Origin of the sequence: Salibacterium qingdaonense (assembly GCF_900114715.1) — a bacterium.
GTDB lineage: Bacteria > Bacillota > Bacilli > Bacillales > Marinococcaceae > Salibacterium > Salibacterium qingdaonense.
Genome location: NZ_FOTY01000002.1, coordinates 189346 through 209245, shown reverse-complemented (window position 1 = coordinate 209245; position 19900 = coordinate 189346). Strand labels below are relative to the sequence as shown.

The 19900-nt window shown below is 45.9% G+C and carries 22 protein-coding genes; 7 read left to right on the top strand and 15 right to left on the bottom strand.

What is annotated here, in order from left to right; all coding sequences use genetic code 11:
* Window positions 1–131: 131 nt before the first annotated feature.
* Window positions 132–416 carry a YlaN family protein gene (locus tag BM058_RS02675; protein WP_090925484.1) on the bottom strand — a complete coding sequence of 95 codons (285 nt, stop codon included), beginning with the start codon at window positions 414–416 and terminating at the stop codon, window positions 132–134.
* Between the two features lie 122 nt (window positions 417–538).
* Window positions 539–1480, bottom strand: a complete 942-nt coding sequence (glsA, locus tag BM058_RS02670) for a glutaminase A (RefSeq protein ID WP_090925483.1) — start codon at window positions 1478–1480, stop codon at window positions 539–541.
* 135 nt (window positions 1481–1615) lie between these two features.
* Here glsA and BM058_RS02665 point away from each other — a divergent pair, with 135 nt between their 5' ends.
* A complete protein-coding gene (locus BM058_RS02665; RefSeq protein ID WP_090925482.1) occupies window positions 1616–2119 on the top strand; it encodes a molybdopterin-binding protein in 504 nt (167 codons plus the stop codon).
* Between the two features lie 27 nt (window positions 2120–2146).
* On the opposite strand, the gene BM058_RS02660 is transcribed toward BM058_RS02665, so the two are convergent.
* Both BM058_RS02660 and BM058_RS02655 read right to left on the bottom strand, forming a co-directional pair.
* A complete protein-coding gene (locus BM058_RS02660; RefSeq protein WP_090925481.1) occupies window positions 2147–3475 on the bottom strand; it encodes a PhoH family protein in 1329 nt (442 codons plus the stop codon).
* A gap of 166 nt (window positions 3476–3641) precedes the next feature.
* A complete protein-coding gene (locus BM058_RS02655; RefSeq protein WP_090925480.1) occupies window positions 3642–4106 on the bottom strand; it encodes a pyridoxamine 5'-phosphate oxidase family protein in 465 nt (154 codons plus the stop codon).
* 178 nt (window positions 4107–4284) lie between these two features.
* On the opposite strand from BM058_RS02655, the gene BM058_RS02650 reads away from it, so the two are divergent.
* Window positions 4285–4485 (top strand): YlaI family protein, encoded by a 201-nt coding sequence (locus BM058_RS02650; RefSeq protein WP_090925479.1) that lies wholly within the window; start codon window positions 4285–4287, stop codon window positions 4483–4485.
* 284 nt (window positions 4486–4769) lie between these two features.
* Window positions 4770–4937, top strand: a complete 168-nt coding sequence (locus BM058_RS18835) for a BCCT family transporter (protein WP_177195399.1) — start codon at window positions 4770–4772, stop codon at window positions 4935–4937.
* Window positions 4938–5202: 265 nt separating this feature from the next.
* On the opposite strand, the gene BM058_RS02645 is transcribed toward BM058_RS18835, so the two are convergent.
* Window positions 5203–5568 carry a YlaH-like family protein gene (locus BM058_RS02645; protein ID WP_245736796.1) on the bottom strand — a complete coding sequence of 122 codons (366 nt, stop codon included), beginning with the start codon at window positions 5566–5568 and terminating at the stop codon, window positions 5203–5205.
* 34 nt (window positions 5569–5602) lie between these two features.
* Window positions 5603–7444 (bottom strand): translational GTPase TypA, encoded by a 1842-nt coding sequence (typA, locus tag BM058_RS02640; protein ID WP_090925478.1) that lies wholly within the window; start codon window positions 7442–7444, stop codon window positions 5603–5605.
* Between the two features lie 152 nt (window positions 7445–7596).
* Here typA and BM058_RS18100 point away from each other — a divergent pair, with 152 nt between their 5' ends.
* Complete coding sequence (locus BM058_RS18100) at window positions 7597–7770, top strand: DUF5325 family protein (RefSeq protein WP_177195398.1); 174 nt, start codon at window positions 7597–7599, stop codon at window positions 7768–7770.
* A 31-nt stretch (window positions 7771–7801) separates the two neighbouring features.
* Here BM058_RS18100 and BM058_RS02630 read toward each other — a convergent pair whose 3' ends face one another.
* Window positions 7802–8611 (bottom strand): inositol monophosphatase family protein, encoded by an 810-nt coding sequence (locus BM058_RS02630; protein WP_090925476.1) that lies wholly within the window; start codon window positions 8609–8611, stop codon window positions 7802–7804.
* Window positions 8612–8983: 372 nt separating this feature from the next.
* Complete coding sequence (locus tag BM058_RS02625; protein ID WP_090925475.1) at window positions 8984–9172, bottom strand: hypothetical protein; 189 nt, start codon at window positions 9170–9172, stop codon at window positions 8984–8986.
* Between the two features lie 219 nt (window positions 9173–9391).
* On the opposite strand from BM058_RS02625, the gene BM058_RS02620 reads away from it, so the two are divergent.
* Window positions 9392–10024: a YktB family protein gene (locus tag BM058_RS02620; RefSeq protein WP_090925474.1), complete on the top strand. Its 633-nt coding sequence runs from the start codon at window positions 9392–9394 to the stop codon at window positions 10022–10024.
* Window positions 10025–10120: 96 nt separating this feature from the next.
* On the opposite strand, the gene BM058_RS02615 is transcribed toward BM058_RS02620, so the two are convergent.
* The 3 genes from BM058_RS02615 to BM058_RS02605 are packed head-to-tail and all read right to left on the bottom strand — an operon-like array spanning window position 10121 to window position 11655.
* The gene (locus tag BM058_RS02615; RefSeq protein WP_090925473.1) at window positions 10121–10399 is read right to left on the bottom strand and encodes a UPF0223 family protein; all 279 of its coding nucleotides are present in this window, start codon (window positions 10397–10399) and stop codon (window positions 10121–10123) included.
* A 19-nt stretch (window positions 10400–10418) separates the two neighbouring features.
* On the bottom strand, window positions 10419–10760 hold the full coding sequence (locus tag BM058_RS02610; RefSeq protein WP_090925472.1) for a nitronate monooxygenase family protein: 342 nt from the start codon (window positions 10758–10760) through the stop codon (window positions 10419–10421).
* Between the two features lie 16 nt (window positions 10761–10776).
* On the bottom strand, window positions 10777–11655 hold the full coding sequence (locus BM058_RS02605; protein WP_177195397.1) for a polysaccharide deacetylase family protein: 879 nt from the start codon (window positions 11653–11655) through the stop codon (window positions 10777–10779).
* Between the two features lie 699 nt (window positions 11656–12354).
* Here BM058_RS02605 and BM058_RS02600 point away from each other — a divergent pair.
* Window positions 12355–13947 (top strand): glycine betaine uptake BCCT transporter, encoded by a 1593-nt coding sequence (locus BM058_RS02600; protein WP_090925471.1) that lies wholly within the window; start codon window positions 12355–12357, stop codon window positions 13945–13947.
* Window positions 13948–14239: 292 nt separating this feature from the next.
* On the top strand, window positions 14240–14425 hold the full coding sequence (locus BM058_RS02595) for a hypothetical protein (RefSeq protein WP_090925470.1): 186 nt from the start codon (window positions 14240–14242) through the stop codon (window positions 14423–14425).
* 458 nt (window positions 14426–14883) lie between these two features.
* Here BM058_RS02595 and lpdA read toward each other — a convergent pair whose 3' ends face one another.
* The 4 genes from lpdA to pdhA all read right to left on the bottom strand — a co-directional run bounded on the left by lpdA (window position 14884) and on the right by pdhA (window position 19714).
* Window positions 14884–16296 carry a dihydrolipoyl dehydrogenase gene (gene lpdA / locus BM058_RS02590; RefSeq protein WP_090925469.1) on the bottom strand — a complete coding sequence of 471 codons (1413 nt, stop codon included), beginning with the start codon at window positions 16294–16296 and terminating at the stop codon, window positions 14884–14886.
* A 1-nt stretch (window position 16297) separates the two neighbouring features.
* A complete protein-coding gene (locus BM058_RS02585) occupies window positions 16298–17590 on the bottom strand; it encodes a dihydrolipoamide acetyltransferase family protein (RefSeq protein WP_090925468.1) in 1293 nt (430 codons plus the stop codon).
* A 99-nt stretch (window positions 17591–17689) separates the two neighbouring features.
* Window positions 17690–18667 (bottom strand): alpha-ketoacid dehydrogenase subunit beta, encoded by a 978-nt coding sequence (locus BM058_RS02580; protein WP_090925467.1) that lies wholly within the window; start codon window positions 18665–18667, stop codon window positions 17690–17692.
* 3 nt (window positions 18668–18670) lie between these two features.
* Entirely contained in the window at window positions 18671–19714 is a 1044-nt protein-coding gene (pdhA, locus tag BM058_RS02575) for a pyruvate dehydrogenase (acetyl-transferring) E1 component subunit alpha (RefSeq protein WP_090925590.1), read from the bottom strand.
* Between the last annotated feature and the right edge of the window lie 186 nt (window positions 19715–19900).

Genomic DNA, 19900 nt, shown 5'->3' with positions numbered 1-19900 from the left:
AAATTGCGTATTCCAGCATTCCCCATCAAGATGGCTGTTTTCTTTAAGAAGAACATATTATGCGTTTTCAAAAAAGGAAAGCCGGGAGGTAAAAAAGAACCAAGCTACTCCTTGGAATAGCCTGGTTCTTCTTATTTCCCCGCAAGTGCTGCTTCGTGAAAGGCAGCCAGTTTCCGCTCCAGTTCTGATAATATCTGCTTTCCTGTGTCTTCATCTATCAAATTCAGGCGGATGGCAAAATCAATTTCACGGGAAAGACCAAACATCTGCGTATCCAGAACCTCTTCGTATAGAGGGCACTGAGGCAGTGTGAGATTGTCCATCTGTACTTCGATTAATTTTCGGATCCGTTCTGCGTCAGCTTTAAGCAGAGCATATGCTTTCTCTTTATGTTCCGTCTGCGCCTCAACGCTCAAGGTGATCCCTCCTGTTCATTTACTCCTGTCACCTATCATATCGACTGCCGGAGAAAAATGCAACAGAACACAGGAAAGAACCCTTTAAAAATTTAGAAAAATCGGCGGGGAAACTGCTTTCTTTATACTCGCCCGGAAAAAATGCTCAGTTGAAAATCGGATGAAAGTCTTTCAAGAAGACGCGTCCCAGCGGCACTATTACCATGTGAATCAAGCGGCGGGCTGTAAACACCAATCCCTGTGCCATCCGGAAGACTGCCCAAAAGCGCCCCGGACACCCCGCTTTTGCATGGAATTCCGGCGTTTATTGCAAAAGAACCGGATGCGTCATACATGCCGCACGTCACCATGAAAGTCGTTACCATTTCAGCAGTCCAGGACGGTATCAAATACTCCCCGGTTTCCGGATCCCGTCCGTCTGCACCAAGGACACTTCCTATCCGTGCCAGATCACAACTGTTCACTTTGACAGAACACAGATTGATATACGTATTTAACACTTCTTCCACTTCATTTTCCAGTACATTGTGGCTTTTTAAAAAATAGCAGAGGGCTCGATTAAGATTGGAATGATTTCGTTCGGATACTGCTGTCTCCGCGCAGATATCCACATCAGGATTGGCGGTTATCTGCTGAATCAAACCGACGAATCTATCCGCAGCTGTATCCGGCCTTTTTTCCTGCAGCATATCTGCAACTACGAGGGCTCCTGCATTAATCATTGGATTTAAAGGTTTGGCCGGTTTTTCTTTTTCCAGTGCCTGAATGGAGTGAAAAGGGTTGCCGGAGGGTTCCATCCCCACTCTGGAAAAAACTTCTTCTCTCCCTCTATCCATTAATGCCAGCGCCAAACTGATAACTTTCGCGACACTTTGAAGCGTGAAACGAATACCAGTATCCCCTGCTTCTGCCTTTTCTTTCCCTTGATGAACCGCACAGCCGAACGCATCCGGGTCTGCCTGCTGCAAAGCAGGGATATAGGATGCAACGCTCCCTTTGCCGGCTTCGGGCTGTACAACTTTCATGTATGAAGCTAGAGTATCTTTCTGAACGAAAAGAGCCATTGTGTTTTCACACTCCTAAAAATGGTGCACATTGCCTGCCTTTTATGTCTATAGTGTGAACCGAGCCGTCTGCTCTCATACAACGAAAAAAATATGTTAGGATAAGAAAGATACAATGACAAGGAGGACGTTTTTTTGGATTTTATTGTTTTTATACATGGAAATGTTAAGTATACCATTACAATTGACCCCACTGTCTGGATTTTCGACGAAAGAAAAATTGACTTGAACACGTGGGAAGGCGAGGAAAAAAGAAAGGAAGAAGAATGGGAGGCCTATAAAAAATCTGTCTCCGAACAATTCGACAAGGATATAACAAAGGGAGTCGAAGCTCCAACCAAGACACGAACGAATGAAGTACGTTCCAAAAAAGAACAGCTGATTCACGGAACATTCGGCATTCCCTTCGGATCATTCATTGGAAATGCCGGACCGGATAATTCAGCTTCACGGGTCATGATCGAAACGGCCGGCGGAGATGAATATAAAGTGGCGCTTGAAGACGCCTTTCACATGGTAGCTGGTTTTTCGGAAAACGGGGAGCCTTTGAAAGAGACAGGACCCATTCATCTTTATTACGGGGATGGGAGCAATAAGGAAAACCCCATCACGTATGTGACAGGGCTCAGAATTGAATAAAAGGAGCGGTTGTCCGGGCTGCCGGTGTTACAAAATATCGGCAGCGAGTTGGGCAAGGCCGGATCGTTCGCCTTTTTCCAGCTTTACATGCCCCCCCACCGCCTGATCCTTGAATTTTTCAACAACGTAGGAGAGACCATTATTCAATTCATCCAGATATGGATGATCAATCTGGCCGGGATCTCCCATAAAGATAATTTTACTGCGCTCACCAACCCTTGTTAAGATGGTCTTCACTTCATGTTTCGTTAAGTTCTGAGCTTCGTCGATGATAATAAACTGCTCCGGGATACTCCGCCCTCTTATATACGTAAGGGCTTCCACCTGGATGGATCCCATTCCAGCAAGAATCTGATCGATTTCCCCTGGTTTTTTTGTGTTGAACAGATACTCCAGATTGTCAAAAACCGGCTGCATCCACGGGCGCAGTTTTTCCTCTTTCTCTCCAGGAAGAAATCCAATGTCTTTTCCCATAGGCACCACCGGCCTGGCTACCAGCAGTTTATTGTACATACCGATATCTTCGGTCTGAAAGAGACCTGCTGCAAGAGAAATCAGTGTTTTGCCCGTCCCGGCTTTCCCGGTCAGTGTGACGAGCGGAATATCATCGCGCAAAAGCAGTTCCATCGCCATCTTCTGCTCTACATTTCTAGGATGAATTCCCCAGATCTGTTCCGATTCGTGAAAAAACGGACGCAGCCACCTCCCATGTTCATCAGCCTTAGCTACAGCAGAAGCGGAACTTCCCAAAGCGTCCTTTAAAATGACAAATTGATGTGGATACAGCTGCTCCACCCCTATTTCGGAAACAGGCAGGTTCTGCGTTTGATAAAACTGGTTCAAAGTATCTTTTGCAACTTTACTGTAGAATTTACCTTTATAAATCTGGTCAAGCTCTGTGACTCTGTCGTTAAGAAAGTCTTCTGCTTTAATGTCGAGAGCATCCGCCTTCACCCGGACAAGTGCATCTTTGCTGACGATAACCACGTTCCGGTGGGTTTCGTTTTTTTCCTGTTCCGCCTGCAGGTTCATTGCAACGGCGAGAATCCGATTGTCATTGGTCATCTCCGCAAACGTCTCCCTTAAAAAATGGAAGGAACGGTGATTCAATTCAACCCTGATTTTCCCCCCGTTTTCCAAAGGGATTCCTTCATGGAGCATTCCTTTATTACGGAGACCGTCAAGAATTCTCGATACTTCCCTTGCATTTCGTCCAAGTTCATCCATGTACCTCTTCTTGGCGTCTATTTCTTCCAGCACCACAGCTGGAATAACAACCTCATTCTCTTCAAATTGAAAAAGGGCCCGCGGCTCCTGCAGTAAAACATTTGTGTCCAGGACATATATTTTTTCCAAAGCAGTTCCTCCCTATTCAAATATGAAACATTATACCGTCGTTCTTTTGCATAAAACGCGGACGGAGGACAAATACAACGAAAGATTAAAAACGGCCTTGTTCTTTCATATGCTTCAACTTGGACAATATTGACGTAAAAAATACTCAACTTATTATATCAACGCATTATTCATGAGATTCTTTTTTCATTGCATCCATAACCTGGTTGTCCAATTTCAGAGCTGCTTCGGCATCATAGGTTTTTTCAAATTGCGGGTCATTTACAATCTTTGCGCCGTAAAACATAATATCTTTCACTTCCTCGACATGACACTCGATTAATCCGAGTTTGATCGGCATGTCTTCCACTTCTTCAGAGATAATGGTTCCTCTGCCTGAAATAGCATACGTGGATCCGCTGCCGATAAACGTAATAACAATCTGATTATTTTGTTTCAAGTTATCAAGAATAGCAGACCGGCTTTCCACGCAGAACCGGACTGTCTTTGAGTCCATGGCATAAAGCCAGGAAATCGCACTTACACTTGGTGCATTCGTCTCATGGTCGATGGTGGACAACGTGACGTAACGTTCCTGTCGGAGCAGAGTCAAGAGCTCCTCGGTCAAGCATGCTTCCACATGATTCGGCACATTCAGCCCCTCCTTATTTTGAAGCGGTGTATTCCATTCTCTGTATAAGATAGTCAGAGGGAGGAATCTTTAAGCAGTCATCCTGAAGACTTTCATCTCCAGGTCAATATGTACTGCTCTACTGCTATGTTATAATGAAACAGTCCCTTTTTCAAAGGGAAGTATCTGGAGGGATAGTATGAAAGTAAAATGTGTAATCTGTGATACGATACACGATTTGGATAATAATGATCCCCTGGCCAAAAAACTGCGGAACCGTCCCATTCACACGTATATGTGCAGCACCTGTCATGACCGTATTGAAAGGAGAACCCTCGACAGATGGGCTACGGGAAATTTCCGACCTTACCGGGATCCGATTTCTGACGATGATTGGTAAGTTCCGGGGTGCAGCCATTCAGGCTCCCCGGATTTTTACATACATCTTTTTCTCCGAATTCTCGACCACTTCCTCTTTTTTTCACCCATCATCTACAATTACGTTAACCCACCTCTCCTTCCGTGAAAAAAAAAATTTTATGGTATTCTGGTCCTTGCGTCATTTTGAAAACGTGAAAATTTGGAGGAGTTTTGGTGGATTGCTGAACCTGTCGGTCACTACACATCACCAAGAAGGATCAACAGGAGAATCCGGCTGCCCAGCTGTAAAATATACTTTTTTCATTGGGGCTTCATCCTTGGGCACTTTACGGAATAGCAGCTCGGGGTTCAGCATATTTTCATTTTCCCAAAGACCTGCCTTCCTCCATGAGCTCCATTTTTCATCCACTAAATTCTATAATTGAATATAGACATTACCAAAATGAGTATGTCCCTGTTACTGCACCATAAAAGAATCCGGTACAAAAATACAACACGTTGAATAAAAAAGGGTCCGATTATCTTGTTTGGATAATCGGACCCTTTTTATAAGAGAAAAATACCTGCCTTAAGAGAGTTGCGCTGGTGCTGACTGTGTACTTTTTAAAATTACAACCAGCAGCGCAAATCCTATTTCATTTTTCATTCCTATCTGCCACGCACGGAGAAACAGAAGCCATTCCTAATTTCTGAAGGGGAATTTTGCTAATTAACTCCGCGGAACAGCTGCTTTTAGTCAGGAAGATGTTGCGTTTTCCTGTTTTTCTTTTTTGTGCCGGCGGAGCCTGATTTTATAAATGCCAAGCACGACAGCAGCTGCCAGTAATGACTCCACGACAGGCATACCGATAGCAAATATAGTCAGGGGGAAAGCACCAATTAACATAACGGTGTACACTACCGCATTTTTCAACAGCGGAAGTCTGCGTGCAAACCCGAGGTTATAAACGAGGATACACATCACCACAACCGCAGCATACATCAGCCAAAATCCGGTTATCGGCGCCTCATGAACGTTCAAAACACCGGCAAACCAGCTCAGCTGTTCTTTTGTCACTTCAATGTCATTCAAAGGCGCAACGGCAGTGTACATTTTTTTCATCCCTTCTCTTTAGTGCGTGGTCTATTCCATCAAGTTAAGGATTTTTATTTTCCTGTTTGTTTCTTTTTTCCTCGCGCTCACGAGTACTCTTATCCAGTATTTTTTTGCGAAGACGGACGGACTCAGGAGTTACTTCACAATACTCATCGTCATTCAAAAACTCAAGCGCTTCTTCGAGTGTCAATACACGCGGGCGTTTCATCGTAACCGTTGTGTCTTTCGTTGCGGAACGTACGTTAGTCAGATGCTTTTCTTTCGTGATGTTGACAGTTATATCATTTTCACGGGAATGTTCTCCTACAAGCATTCCAGAGTAAATCTCTGTTCCCGGTTCTACAAACAAGGTACCTCTGTCTTCAACCTGCATCATGCCGTAAGGAGTAGCCTTGCCGTCTTCCATGGAGACAAGTGCTCCCTGGTGACGTCCGCCGACCTGACCGCTGTGAAGCGGTTGATAGCCGTCAAAACTGTGGTTCAGAATGCCGAACCCTTTCGTCTGAGCCATGAATTCCGTTGTATAGCCAATTAATCCACGGGAAGGAACCATGAAATCCATGCGCACCTGACCATCGCCGTTATTTACCATATCCAGCATTTCGCCTTTACGTTCACCAAGACCTTCCATGACATTGCCGGTATAGTCTTCGGGCACATCAATCTGTGCTCTTTCCACCGGTTCGCTTAACACACCATCTATTTCTTTAACAATGACCGCCGGCTTTGATACCTGAAGTTCATAACCCTCACGGCGCATGTTTTCAATCAAAATGGATAGATGAAGCTCTCCTCGTCCGGAGACGGTCCACACATCCGGGGAATCCGTGTTTTCCACTTTCAGACTCACATCCGTCTCCAGCTGTGTAAGCAGACGTTCTTCGAGTTTACGACTGGTAATGAATTTCCCTTCACGACCCGCAAAAGGACTGTTGTTCACAAGAAATGTCATCTGCAGTGTCGGTTCGTCAATACGAAGACGCGGAAGCGGATCTTCATAATCAGACGGACAAATTGTTTCGCCGACGTTGATATCTTCCACTCCGGCGATAGCAATTAAATCACCAGCCTGTCCTTTGTCGATTTCAACACGCTTGAGCCCCATAAATCCGAACAGTTTGGAAACGCGGAATTTTTTCACGGAGCCGTCCCGTTTAATCAGTACAGCCTGGTCTCCGGTCTTTATAGTCCCCCTGAAGACACGACCGACACCGATACGACCTAGATATTCATTGTAATCAAGCATCGTTACCTGGAACTGAAACGGCTCTGTGCTGTTATCAACAGGTGCTGGAACATTATTGACGATCATTTCAAAAAGAACATCCATACCGCTGTCCTGCGTGGTCGGATCGGTACTCGCCGTCCCGTTGATGGCAGAAGAATATGCTACCGGGAAATCCAGCTGATTCTCATCTGCTCCCAGTTCGATAAAGAGATCAAGCACTTCATCGATAACTTCATTAGGGCGTGCCATATCACGATCAATTTTGTTCAGCACAACAAGCGGAGTGAGTTTTTGTTCAAGTGCCTTTTTCAGTACAAATCTCGTCTGGGGCATACATCCTTCGTAGGCATCCACTACGAGCAGTACACCGTCCACCATCTGCAGAATACGTTCGACTTCCCCTCCGAAGTCTGCGTGACCCGGGGTGTCCATGATATTAATTCTTGTGTCCTTATAGCGTACAGCCGTATTTTTAGCAAGAATCGTGATACCACGTTCTTTTTCTATATCGTCTGTATCCATAGCCCGTTCGTCTACTTGTTCATGCTCACGAAATGTTCCTGACTGTTTCAGGAATTCATCGACTATTGTCGTTTTGCCGTGATCGACGTGAGCGATCATGGCGATATTTCGTAAATCGTTGCGTACTGCCATAACTTTTTCACCGCTCCTATTCTATGCGTTCCTTCTTCAACTTTCCTATTGTATCATAAACATTATGGTTCTGCACAAACATTTCAGGTTTTCACCAATCTGGTTTCGCTGTACACTAGGAGGTGAAGACTTTAAAAATGGAAGGTGACATTATGAAACAGATAAATTGGAGTTATCTTATCCTGGCGGTTATCGCTGCCTTATCTACTGCTTCTTTCGGTATTGCCGTCGCAGAGAGATCTATACTGATTGCCGTCTGTTGTGCACTTGGGCTTGGCTTTTCTTTTGCTGCAGCAAGAAGACTCCGATCCCGATCCGGTCAATAAACAAAGACTCTCTTGTTTAAGACAGAAGACCCTAGTATTCAAACCCTTTGTGGTCATACAGGTAGTCAAGAAGTTCTTCATGCAGTCCCGGTCTTGAGGCAGCAATCCTGCATGGTTCAAGCAACGGTACTTCATCGTTTTGAAAGGTTGAGACCTGATGACCGGTTTCTTTCAGCAGCACCAGCCCTGCCGCATAATCCCATGGGGACAGGCGGAAGCTGATATAGCAGTCCAGTCTGCCGCATGCAACGTAGGCCAGCTCAATCGCTGCCGCACCGTAAGATCGGACGCTCCTTGAACGCCGGACCATATGGTGGAGTGACTGTTCATCCGCCCGTTTCTCCCGGGCAAGCCACCGGCCGTTCAAACCAAGGACAGCTTCCTGAAGTGTAACGGGCTTTGTTTGTTCCAGCTTTCTTTCATTAAGAAAGGCTCCCTGCCCGGCAACTGCAGTGAACCATTCATCCTGTATGACATTATAGATAATGCCGATTTTTCCTACCCCGTTTTCCACTACAGCAACTGAAATCGCAAAATTGAACTTTTGATGGACAAAGTTGGTGGTTCCGTCAATGGGATCAATGAGCCACATCACGCCATCAGTGGACTGTATATGACGTCCCGCTTCTTCTTCTCCGATAATTTTATGATCAGGGTGGGAGTGTTCAATTCGTTCTTTTAATATACGTTCCACTTTATAATCCATTTCCGTCACAAGATCATTTGGGTTGGATTTCGTCTGGATATCCAATTGTTCATACAGGGATTCTTTTAATATCTTCCCTGCCTCCTCCACCCATTTGACTGCCTCATTTTTTACATTGTTCCAGTTCTCGTTCATGTAAGTCCTCCTGTGTTCTTCTGCTTGTTATTATCTCATACGCAGGATAAAAAAAACACAGCCCACTTCACAGGCTGCGTGTTTGAAGAGCCTGGGACAAAAGTATATTACGCAAAAAGAACACGGATATCCTGCAGCGTTGTTTAAAAGCATAATAGAAGCGGAACCAAAATACTTTGACTTCAAGCCACGATGAGCGCCGGCGAATCGATGCCGCCCTTGTGCTCTAAAGTGAAGGCGGAGCATTTTGGCGCAGCGGTTTATATCAGGAACGAAGAATGCCGGGCGATTTTTAAAAATCGTCCGGCATTCTTCTATCTTATAAAGGTTTTGTCCCAGTCTCTTTCCCTATTTTAAAAACGTTTCGTTTTGTCACGCTTCCAGACGAATAAATTCCAACCGTAATTGTTCAAGACGGTCTTTACATTCACTGCTTTTTTCCATATTCTCTTCCATCATGGCATCATACAATCCTGCAAGTTCATAATCAATCTCCATGCGGAGAACGGCTATTCTCTCTTCAGCGCCGGTTTTTTTCAATGTCTGCATTACTTGTTCCATGGCCACCCACACCCCTTTATTTGTTTCGATGTTCCACGGGCCTTCTGACGGTTGATTGTAACCTTAACAAAATATTCTGAGTATTATGTTTCTGATATTATACCATATGTTTCGATATTTTCAAACGATACTCTTGTTAAAATGAATAAAGATTATATTTGATTTTCTCTGGGTAAAGAGGATAGTATGGAACATGACAATAGAAAGGAGAGTTTCATCATGCCTTTTCAAGGATTCAGGCCGTCGGATTTTGAAACATTTTTTATCGATAATCTCGACGAACGAATGGAAGCTATCCGAAACAGAATTCAGCCGAAATTTTCAGCCATTGGCAGCTATTTAACCGACGAGCTGTCCGTCTTGCTCGGAATGGAAATGCATCTTCATATTGCCAAACACGCCAGACGTACCAAAAATCCGCCAACCGACACTTGGCTTGCACTTGCGGACACTAAAAGAGGGTATAAAAAACGTCCTCATTTCCAGGTTGGACTTTTTGACGACCATGTGTTTTTATGGTTTGCCTGCATTTATGAAATGCCGGAGAAAGCTGAAACAGCTGAGGTTTTCCTCCAACATCAGGAAACGATAGAAAACCTTCCCAATCACTATGTTATTTCTCTGGATCACACAAAAAAGGACGCTTTCTCTTTGAAAAAAAGCAGCAGTGATGATATTACTGCTTCACTGGAACGTTTCCGCGATGTGAAAAAAGGGGAGTTTCTCATAGGCAGACATATTGATAAAAACGATCCTCTGCTTGAAGACGGGGATGCTTTCTTAGAGGAAGCCAAAAACACGTTTGAAACCCTGCTTCCTGTGTACCAGCTGTCCATTGGATCAACACCCTGATTTCTCTGTTCAGCTTTTTCCCAACATCACTCGAGGCTCCTGCATTTTACAGGCGGCAGATGAGCATGCGGCCGGATCCCATACACCGGCCGTATATTAAGTCATCTTGAAAGTTTCTTCCGTTTCTTTTCTCCCGGCCTGCTGGACCGTTTTCCAGCACGAAACGCCTGCCTTTTCATCAAAATCCCGTAAATACTGTTTTTCTTCTGCTTTGGAAGGGACAATTTCTTTGAAGCGCCGGTACCTTGACAGTACCGTCTCCTTACGTACCGGCTTTTCATAGGCTTCTTCAATCACCCGGAAAAATTCCATCACATCAATTATTTCTTCCTTTGTCCAATCCATCGAAAACGGCATTGGATATTCTTCTTCCATAATAATCCTCCTATCTGTTTTATCTTTGTTTTACGTGTTCTTTCTCTTCGCTTACTCGGTTGAAAAGTCCCTGCACATACGGGATATCGCGAATCCGGCCTGTTACCTGTCCGGCCCAGCCAAAACCGCTGTCCTGCTTACCTTCATGAATAAAAGCTTTGTTGGCCTCTGCATCAATATACGGACAAATATCTTCAACAACAGGGGAAAACTGCTTCATTTCAAGGATTTGTCCGGTTCGGCGGTTCTTCAGTACACGGCCTGGGGCACCGATTGATTCTTTTATCTCAACTGTATCGGTTTCTGCAGCACCTGTTAATATCAGCTGATACAATGTATGGGCATGCACGCATAACAGCATGTGCCCCGGCTTTCTGTTACGTTGCGCCGTTCGTTTCCTTTATATGATCAGGATCAATAAAACCGTATCCCTTTTCACGCAGCCCGTCTATGATATCGTCCAGTGCTTCACTGGTCCACTCCCGGTCATGCATAAGAAGATTCGATCCATTCCCTAGAAGTTCTGTATTAACCATGATATCAGTTAATGCTTCCGGGTTCTGATATTCAGCATTCCAGTCATAACCATAGCTCCAGTTCATCCAGGTCATTCCCTGGTCCTTTATATAAGCTTTGCTCTCCTCAGAATTATCACCAAAAGGAGCCCGGAAAAACCCTGGCCTTTCCCCGGTGATATCTTCGATTTTTTCATTTAACACCTCGATCTCATCATCCAGCTCAGCACGGGACAGCTTTGAAACATTGGCATGTGTCATAGTGTGGTTCCCTATTTCAAAGCCCAGATCTGCTATCTTTTCTAATTTTTTCTTACCTTCTTCACTGTTCAGAAAATGGCCGTTCACAAAAAACACAGCCGGTACTTCTTTTTCGGCGAGTGTCTTTGCCATATCTACACTATATGTATCCGGAGCATCATCAATGGTCAGAAGAACTTTCTTCGGATCAGCTTCTTTTTTTATTGTGTCCAACGAGGAATCTGCAGGGTTTACTTCATATAGTGATCCAGTATTTTCCTTGTTGTCTCCACCCTGCTTCTCTTTCTTATCTGCATTTTCTGTTTCCGTATTTGTTTCAGCATTTTTTGTTTCCTCATTATCTTCTTTCTCTCCATTATTCATGGCGCTTTCTTCTTCGGTTTGTGTTTGACCCGCTTCGGTGTTGGTTGAAGATTCTTCTGTATTGAGACCACAGGCCCCCAGCAAAAGAAAACAGACTGCTGCCGAAATTTTTTTCAATTGTAATTCCCCCTGTTTTTATTTTTATTTTACCAGAAATATGTGAAAATAGGGATCGTTCCAGGGTATGAGTTTTTTTAGAAAGACCGATCTATCTACATTGTGACGGGGGTTGAGCACATCATTTCTATGTTGATTCCTCTTTCAATCATGGTTATAATAATTTTTGCGGCTTGCGGACAGTTAACACCTCTTTACTATTAAGAAAAACATATTCAGCCACGGCTGTTGATTATCCAAATATAGGAAGCGTTTCGTTGGACTCCGCCTTTCCTGCCCGCTTTCCGCGGGCGTCGCCTCAGCTATATCGTGGTAAAGGAGGATCGGCTAAGTTCGGCACGTCCTGTGCCAACGCCGATCTGACTCACCTCGTATGAGCCTCCGGTGATCTTCGGCTGACGCTTCTCCCGCTGGAGTCGGGCAGACGGCTCCGTCCAACGAAAAAGAAGGGGGATATATGCTTTGATCACAAATGCACCTTCCTAATAGATCCCTTTCCCATTCCTTTATATGGCAAATCAACAGGCGTGATATTCAGCGGAAAAGCTTTTTCTTTTTTACACATGCTTTCTGCCTTACCACATAAACGAAATGTTACTATACGGGGCGTATAGCGCCCCGTATTTTCAATTTATGTTCACCGGCACCTGCAGCAAAAAATGTTACTCATAATTACTTGGAAAGGTGGTTCTGCCGGAGATGAGAAAGCTTACACCCGTTTTTTACATCTCGTTTTTTATTGCGTTTGTTTTTATCTTATGGGGCGCAATCGCTCCTGACAACGTAAATGAAGTGCTCGGTTCGATGCAGAGCTTTATATCCAAACAATTTGGATGGTTCTATCTGTTATCAGCTACAGCTTTTGTTATTTTTGCGATCTATTTAATTTTCAGCCCTTTTGGAAAGATAAAACTTGGGAAGCCGGATGAAAAACCGGAGTACGGATACTTTACGTGGTTCGCGTTCCTGTTTACCGCGGGGATGGGAATCGGTCTTGTTTTCTGGGGGGTGGCTGAGCCGCTGTACCATTACTACGGTCCTCCGTCTGCAGAACCGCAGTCCAATGCAGCCGCTGCTGCCGCATTACGGTATTCGTTTTTCCATTGGGGGATTCATCCGTGGGCGATTTACGCCATCGTTGCTTTATCGCTTGCCTACTTTAAGTTCCGGCATGACGCTCCCGGCGTTGTGAGTGCTTCGCTGCGCCCTTTGTTTGGAAATAAAATGGACGGCCCTTACGGAACGGCCGTCGATGTGATTGTCGTCTTTGCCACGATTTTCGGGGTGGCGACTTCCCTTGGTTTCGGTGCCGCCCAGGTAACAGGAGGCCTTAGTTTCACTTTTGATTTCATTTCAAACAATATTGTCACCCAGCTGATTATTATAGCGATCATTACCGTGCTTTATCTGTTTTCCGCAGGCACCGGATTAAACCGCGGGATAAGGATTCTGAGTATGACAAATATCGTGCTCGCTATCGGTTTAATGCTCTTTCTTTTGGCTGTCGGACCGACGGTATACGTGTTGGACGTGTTCACGACCACACTCGGCAGTTACATTCAAAACCTGCCCAGCATGAGTTTCAATACAGCAGCCTTTTCTGGAGACCGGGCCTGGCTGGAGAATTGGACTATTTTCTACTGGGCATGGTGGATTGCCTGGTCGCCGTTTGTCGGCACGTTTATCGCCCGGGTATCCAGAGGGCGTACCATCCGGGAGTTTATGCTCGGCGTTATAGCCGTTCCCACTCTTTTCGGGGCGCTTTGGTTCTCTGTCTTCGGTGGAACCGGTATTTCCATTAACAGTTTGATGGGAGGCGGACTGTACGAGATTATGTCGAATCAGGGGGATGAATTCGCCCTTTTCACCCTGCTGAACGAATTTCCTCTTTCTGGTTTCATGGTGACACTGGCTATTCTGCTTATTATTTCTTTCTTTGTCACATCCGCGGACTCCGCTACGTTTGTTCTCGGGATGCAGACAACCAATGGAAGTTTGAATCCGCCAGTGTCTGTTAAGATGGTATGGGGAGCTATTCAGTCGTCTTCTGCTGCGGTTCTTCTCTATTTCGGAGGTCTCGGCGGTCTTGAGACAGCCATGATTATCGCCGCCCTGCCGTTCACTTTCATTATGCTGCTGATGGTTATATCTATCCTGAAATCTCTTAAAAGTGAGCGCAGTATTATTCACTCGGACAAAGCGGTGCTGCAGGCCGAGCGCAACAAGTTAAGGGAAGAAAAGGAACGTTTAAAAAAAGAAAAAGAAGAGTTAAAGAAGAAAGTCAAAAAATAAAAAGGCGAAAAACCGAATATTTCGCTGCCGTTTTAGAAACACTCACTAAGCGTAGTCAACATGCGGCGACCTTTGTGAAAACAGCACGTATTTTAAGACCCCGCAGGTAGCGATTTTCTCCCGAGGACCAGGTCGGCGCCCGCACAGGACATGCCGGTCTTAGCCGATCTTTTCCTTTCTGAGCCGTGCGCGGCAAAGAAGACACGGTGAGCCCCAGCGAACCGATGTCGCCCTTGTGCTCTGGAGTAAAAGCGAAGCATGTTGGCGCAGCGGTTTGTCTCAGCAATGATAAATGGAGCTGTATCAAAAGGTGCAGCTCCTTTTCTGTAATATAGAAAATTCACCCCAGGCAGAAGCGGAAGGCGGCGACGCCAGCGGGAAGAGCAGCAGCCGAAGATCCCATCAAACGGCGGTTTTACCGTTTGATGTAGCTGAGGCGCTGCCCGCGGCAAGCGTCCGCCTGCAGCGGATGCCTTAACGTTTAACGGCTTTTGATACAGCCCCATTTTTCGCTTCTTTTAGAGGTTTTGTCCCAGACTCGTTTTCATCAGTTCTGATAAACTACTTTGTCTTTATACTTTGCCTTTTCTTTCAAACACAAAATGGTACCTGTCTCTTGTATTTCCTGTGTCTTCTCTCCCGTTATCCATATGATGGGACGCCAAAAAAGTGCAGCGTGCAGTTATGAAATGTTGTAAATGAATCGTTTAACATTTCTTCGACCCATTTTCCCCCTGTCTCAAAAGGATGAATCCCGGCGGCTTTCTTATCTCTGTACTGCAAGGAGAATCGACCTGGAGCAGAGGATCCGGGCATCAACTAAGACTAAAGCATGTTCCTCTGATAAAAAAAAGATCCGATTATCCAAACAGGATAATCGGATCTTTTATATTCACGAATTCGACAGATACTACGGATGCCGTTACATATCAGGCGTTATTTTGTAACGTGGACTGGAAGACCGAGCGCCACTTCTGCCGTTTCCATTGTAATCTCTCCAAGCGTTGGATGAGCATGGATGGTCATGGCAAGATCTTCAGCAGTCATTCCGCCTTCGATGGCAAGGCCGGCTTCTGCAATCATGTCGGAAGCGTTCGGCCCTGCAATCTGTGCTCCGATAACAAGCCCGTCATCTTTTCTTGTGACAAGCTTCATGAAGCCTTCCGAATCATTGAGAGAAAGGGCTCTTCCATTAGCCTGAAACGGGAATTTTGCTGCTGTCACATCATACCCGGCATCTTTGGCTTCCTGTTCGGTGTAGCCGACGCTTGCAAGTTCCGGATCGGAAAATACGACCATAGGCATCGCAAGATAATCGACCGCTGCCGCTTCTCCGGAAATAGCTTCAGCAGCTACTTTTCCTTCGTAAGAAGCCTTGTGGGCAAGCGGTGCGCCCGGGACAATATCGCCGATAGCATAAATCTGCTTGTTTGTGGAACGGCACTGCTCGTCCACTTTTATCAAGCCTTTATCGTCAATCTCAACGCCGATCTGTTCCAGACCAAGCTCATCGGAATTCGGCTTACGTCCAACAGATACAAGCACGTAATCGGCATCATAGGATTTTTCTTCTCCGTTCACTTCTGCCGTGACATGTACACCGTCTTCGGATTCTTCGACGGATTGGGCAAAGGCTTTGGTTTCAATCGTTACGTTGTTATTCTTAAGCCGTTTGTTAACGAGCTGTGCCATCTGTTTTTCAAAGCCGGTAAGAATTCTTTCTTCCCCTTCAAGCACTGTCACTTCTGTGCCAAGATTGGCATATGCTCCGGCAAGTTCAATTCCGATGTAGCCGCCGCCGATGACAACAAGCTTTTGTGGAATGTCTTCAAGGGACAGAGCACCTGTTGAATCGATGACACGGCTGCTGTATTTGAAATTCGGCAGTTCAATAGGGCGGGAGCCTGTTGCTACGATGCAGTTCTTGAATTTATAGGTCTGGGAATTGTATTCATCCGTTGACACTTTAACAGAATCACGATCGGAGAAATAAGCTTCACCGCGTACAATATTCACTTTGTTGCTTTTCAGAAGGCCGTCAACGCCTCCTGTAAGCTTCTGTACTACGCTTGATTTCCATTCCTGTACTTTGGAGAAATCAACACTTACATTTTCAGCAGTGATGCCCATGTCATCACCGGACTGGGCTTCGTGATAACGATGACCAGCCTGGATTAATGCTTTAGACGGCACACAGCCGACATTAAGGCAGACACCGCCGAGGTTGTCTTTTTCCACAATAGTCACAGATTGGCCCATCTGAGCTGCGCGGATAGCCGCAACATAGCCTCCCGGACCGGATCCAATAATAAGCGTATCTACTTCTTCCGGAAAATCTCCTACTACCATTTTATCCCTCCATAACTAGTAATTCTGGATCATTCAACAAACGCTTCACATGATTCAGGGCGTTTTGAGCAGTCATACCATCAATCAAGCGGTGGTCATAACTTAAGGATAAAGCAAGCATTGGACGGATGACAACTTCTCCATCCCGAACAACTGCTTTTTCTTCAATTCTTCCAATTCCAAGAATCGCAACCTCTGGATGATTAATGACTGGTGTGAACCACTGCCCCTGAGCAGAACCTACGTTTGAAATACTGGCGGACCCGCCTTTCATTTCAGCCGGGCTTAACTTCCCGTCCCGAGCTTTACCGGCAAGTTCATTGATTTCGTCTGCAAGCATGAAAATCGACTTGCGGTCTGCATCTTTTACCACCGGCACAACAAGTCCCTGGTCAGTGTCTGCTGCAATACCGATATTAAAGTACTTTTTGTAGACAATTTCTTCGTTTTCGTCATCAATGGATGCATTAAGCGCCGGGAATTCGCGGATAGCGGAAGTAAGTGACTTCACGACATACGGCAGGTACGTCAATTTAATATCTTTTTCTGCCGCAACCGGCTTAAACTTCTTGCGGTTCGCGACCAGGTTCGCCACATCCACTTCGTCGTGATGTGTAACGTGCGGTGCCGTGCGTTTGGAATTCACCATTGCTTTTGCAATAGACTTGCGGATACCTTTCATCGGTACGCGCTCTTCAAGCGCCTGCTGATCCTGGGTGGACGCAGGAGCTGACGCAGCCGGTGCTTCTTCTTTCTGCTCTTCTTCCGGTGCAGATGCAGGCTTACCGCCTTCTTCATGTGCTTCTACATCTTCTTTCAGAATACGTCCGTTTTTGCCGCTTCCTTCAACTTCCTGTATGTTGATGCCCTGTTCACGGGCGAATTTACGGACAGAAGGCATAGCAATAACGCGTTTGTCATCTCCTGTTTGTTCTGTGTCCGCTTCCGGCTGGGAAGAACTTTCTTCTTCTGTTTCACTTTCCTGAGGCTTTTGTTCTTCTTGTTGTTCTTCACTGCCGCTTTCTCCACCGCTGTCGGCTGCAGGAGCATCTTCACTTCCATCGTCTACGATTAGAATAACATCTCCTACATTAACTGTAGCTCCTTCTTCCGCTTTAACGTCCTTCACGGTACCTTCCACCGGAGAAGGAATTTCCACAACCGCCTTATCGTTTTGTACTTCACAAAGGATGTCGTCTTCCTGAACGGTGTCGCCCGACTGAACGAACCACTTTACGATTTCACCTTCATGAATGCCTTCACCAATATCTGGTAGTTCGAAATTGAAAGCCACTACGGCTGCCTCCTTTATTTATCGATTTCTTGAAACAGAACAAACTGAAAAAGAAAACCTGTGTTTCTTCTTCAGTTTGTATCATAAGCTTCCCGTTTTTTAGAAATTCACCACGGTTTTTGCTTTTTCCACTACATTTGTGTAATCCGGTAGCCAGATGTCTTCGGCTGCTGCGAACGGGAATACCGTATCCGGTGCTGTAACACGAAGAACCGGAGCTTCAAGATGCAGGATGGCATGTTCGTTGATTTCAGCCACTACATGGTTGGCGATGCCGGCCTGTTTCTGCGCTTCCTGCACTACAACAGCCCGGTTGGTCTTTTTCACGGATTCGATAATAGTGTCCACATCAATCGGACTGACAGTACGAAGATCCACAATCTCAGCTTCAATTCCTTCTTCTGCGAGCTGTTCTGCAGCTTTCAAAGAGGTATGAACCATAGCTCCGTAAGTAACGATCGTTACATCTTTACCTTCTCTTTTCACTGCTGCTTTATCAAGATCAACGGTGTACTCTTCTTCCGGTACTTCTTCACGGAAGGAACGGTACAGTTTCATATGTTCCAGGAAAACAACCGGATCGTTGTCCCGGATGGATGAAATCAGCAGTCCTTTTGCGTCATAAGGGGAGGAAGGAATGACAACGCGCAGTCCAGGGGACTGAGCCATCAAACCTTCCAGACTGTCCGCGTGCAGTTCCGGTGTCTTCACACCACCGCCGAATGGAGAACGAACAGTTACCGGAGCGTTGTATTGACCGCCGGAGCGGTAACGCAGACGTGACATCTGCCCGCTGATACCGTCCATTGTTTCAAAAACAAATCCAAAAAACTGGATTTCCATAACCGGACGGAAACCTGTCAGGCTGAGACCAATGGACAATCCGCTGATGCCGGATTCAGCAAGCGGCGTGTCAAACACGCGGTCCTCCCCGAATTCACTCTGAAGGCCTTCCGTTGCACGGAATACGCCCCCGTACTGTCCCACGTCTTCCCCGAAAACAAGTACGTTTTCGTCGTTTTTCAGCTCCGTACGCATCGCATCGGTTATTGCCTGAATCATTGTCATTTGCGCCATAGCTTACTTCGACTCCTTCTCTCTGTATTCTTCAAGCTGATCCTTCAAGTGAGGAGGCAGCACATCATGCATATTTTCAATCAGATCCGACACCTTCTGTTTCGGAGTGTCATCAGCCTGTTTGATGGCGGCTTTAATCTCTTCTTTCGCCGTGTCTACTACTTCGTTCTCGCGGTCTTCAGACCAAAGATCTTTATTCTCCAGATATTTACGCAGACGCACGAGTGGATCTCTCTTTTCCCATTCGTCATCCATATCAGAAGTACGGTAACGTGTCGGGTCGTCGCCGGCCATCGTATGCGGACCGTAACGGTAGCAGAGAGTTTCCAGAAGGGACGGGCCGTCGCCTGCAAGTCCGCGTTCGCGTGCATCTTTTGTTGCTGCGTAAACAGCGAGCACGTCCATGCCGTCTACCTGTCTTCCGGGAATACCGGCCGCGACACTTTTTTGTGCAATTGTTTTAGCAGAGGTCTGCGCATCAGCGGGAACGGAAATGGCAAACTGGTTATTCTGCACGACAAAAATCGCCGGAGCTTTGAATGAACCGGCAAAGTTCATTCCCTCATAAAAATCACCCTGGGATGCCCCGCCGTCTCCGGTATAAGTAATGGCTACGCTGTTTTTCTCTTTTTTCTTCAGGCCGAGTGCAACGCCCGCTGTCTGTACGATTTGAGCCCCGATAATAATCTGCGGGGAAAGAACATTCAGTTCTTCGGGAATCTGACCGCCGTGATAATGCCCGCGTGAGAATAGAAATGCCTGATACAGCGGAAAACCATGCCAGACGATCTGAGGAACATCACGGTAGCCCGGTACGATCCAGTCATCTTGATCAAGAGCATACTGTGAACCAAGCATGGAAGCCTCCTGACCTGCAACTGGTGCGTAGAAACCAAGCCGTCCCTGACGGTTCAGCGATACTGCACGCTGGTCCCAGATTCTTGTGTAAACCATTCTTCTCATCAATTCCTGTAGATCTTCATCTGTGAGATCCGGAAAGGCGTCCTCGTTTACGATTTCCCCTTCCTCATTCATAATCTGAAACATTTCAAAGTGACCTTCCGCCTGTTCTAATGTATTACTAGCCACTAATGTTCACCTCTTCCTTTCTTCCAATGGTAGAAATAAGATACCCGCGCACCTTTTCTCCTACAGCTAGGATAACCATTACCGCCTGAAAACATCAGCGTGAATGTTTCCTTTTAAACGTCGTATGATGTTTAGTTTAAGCTG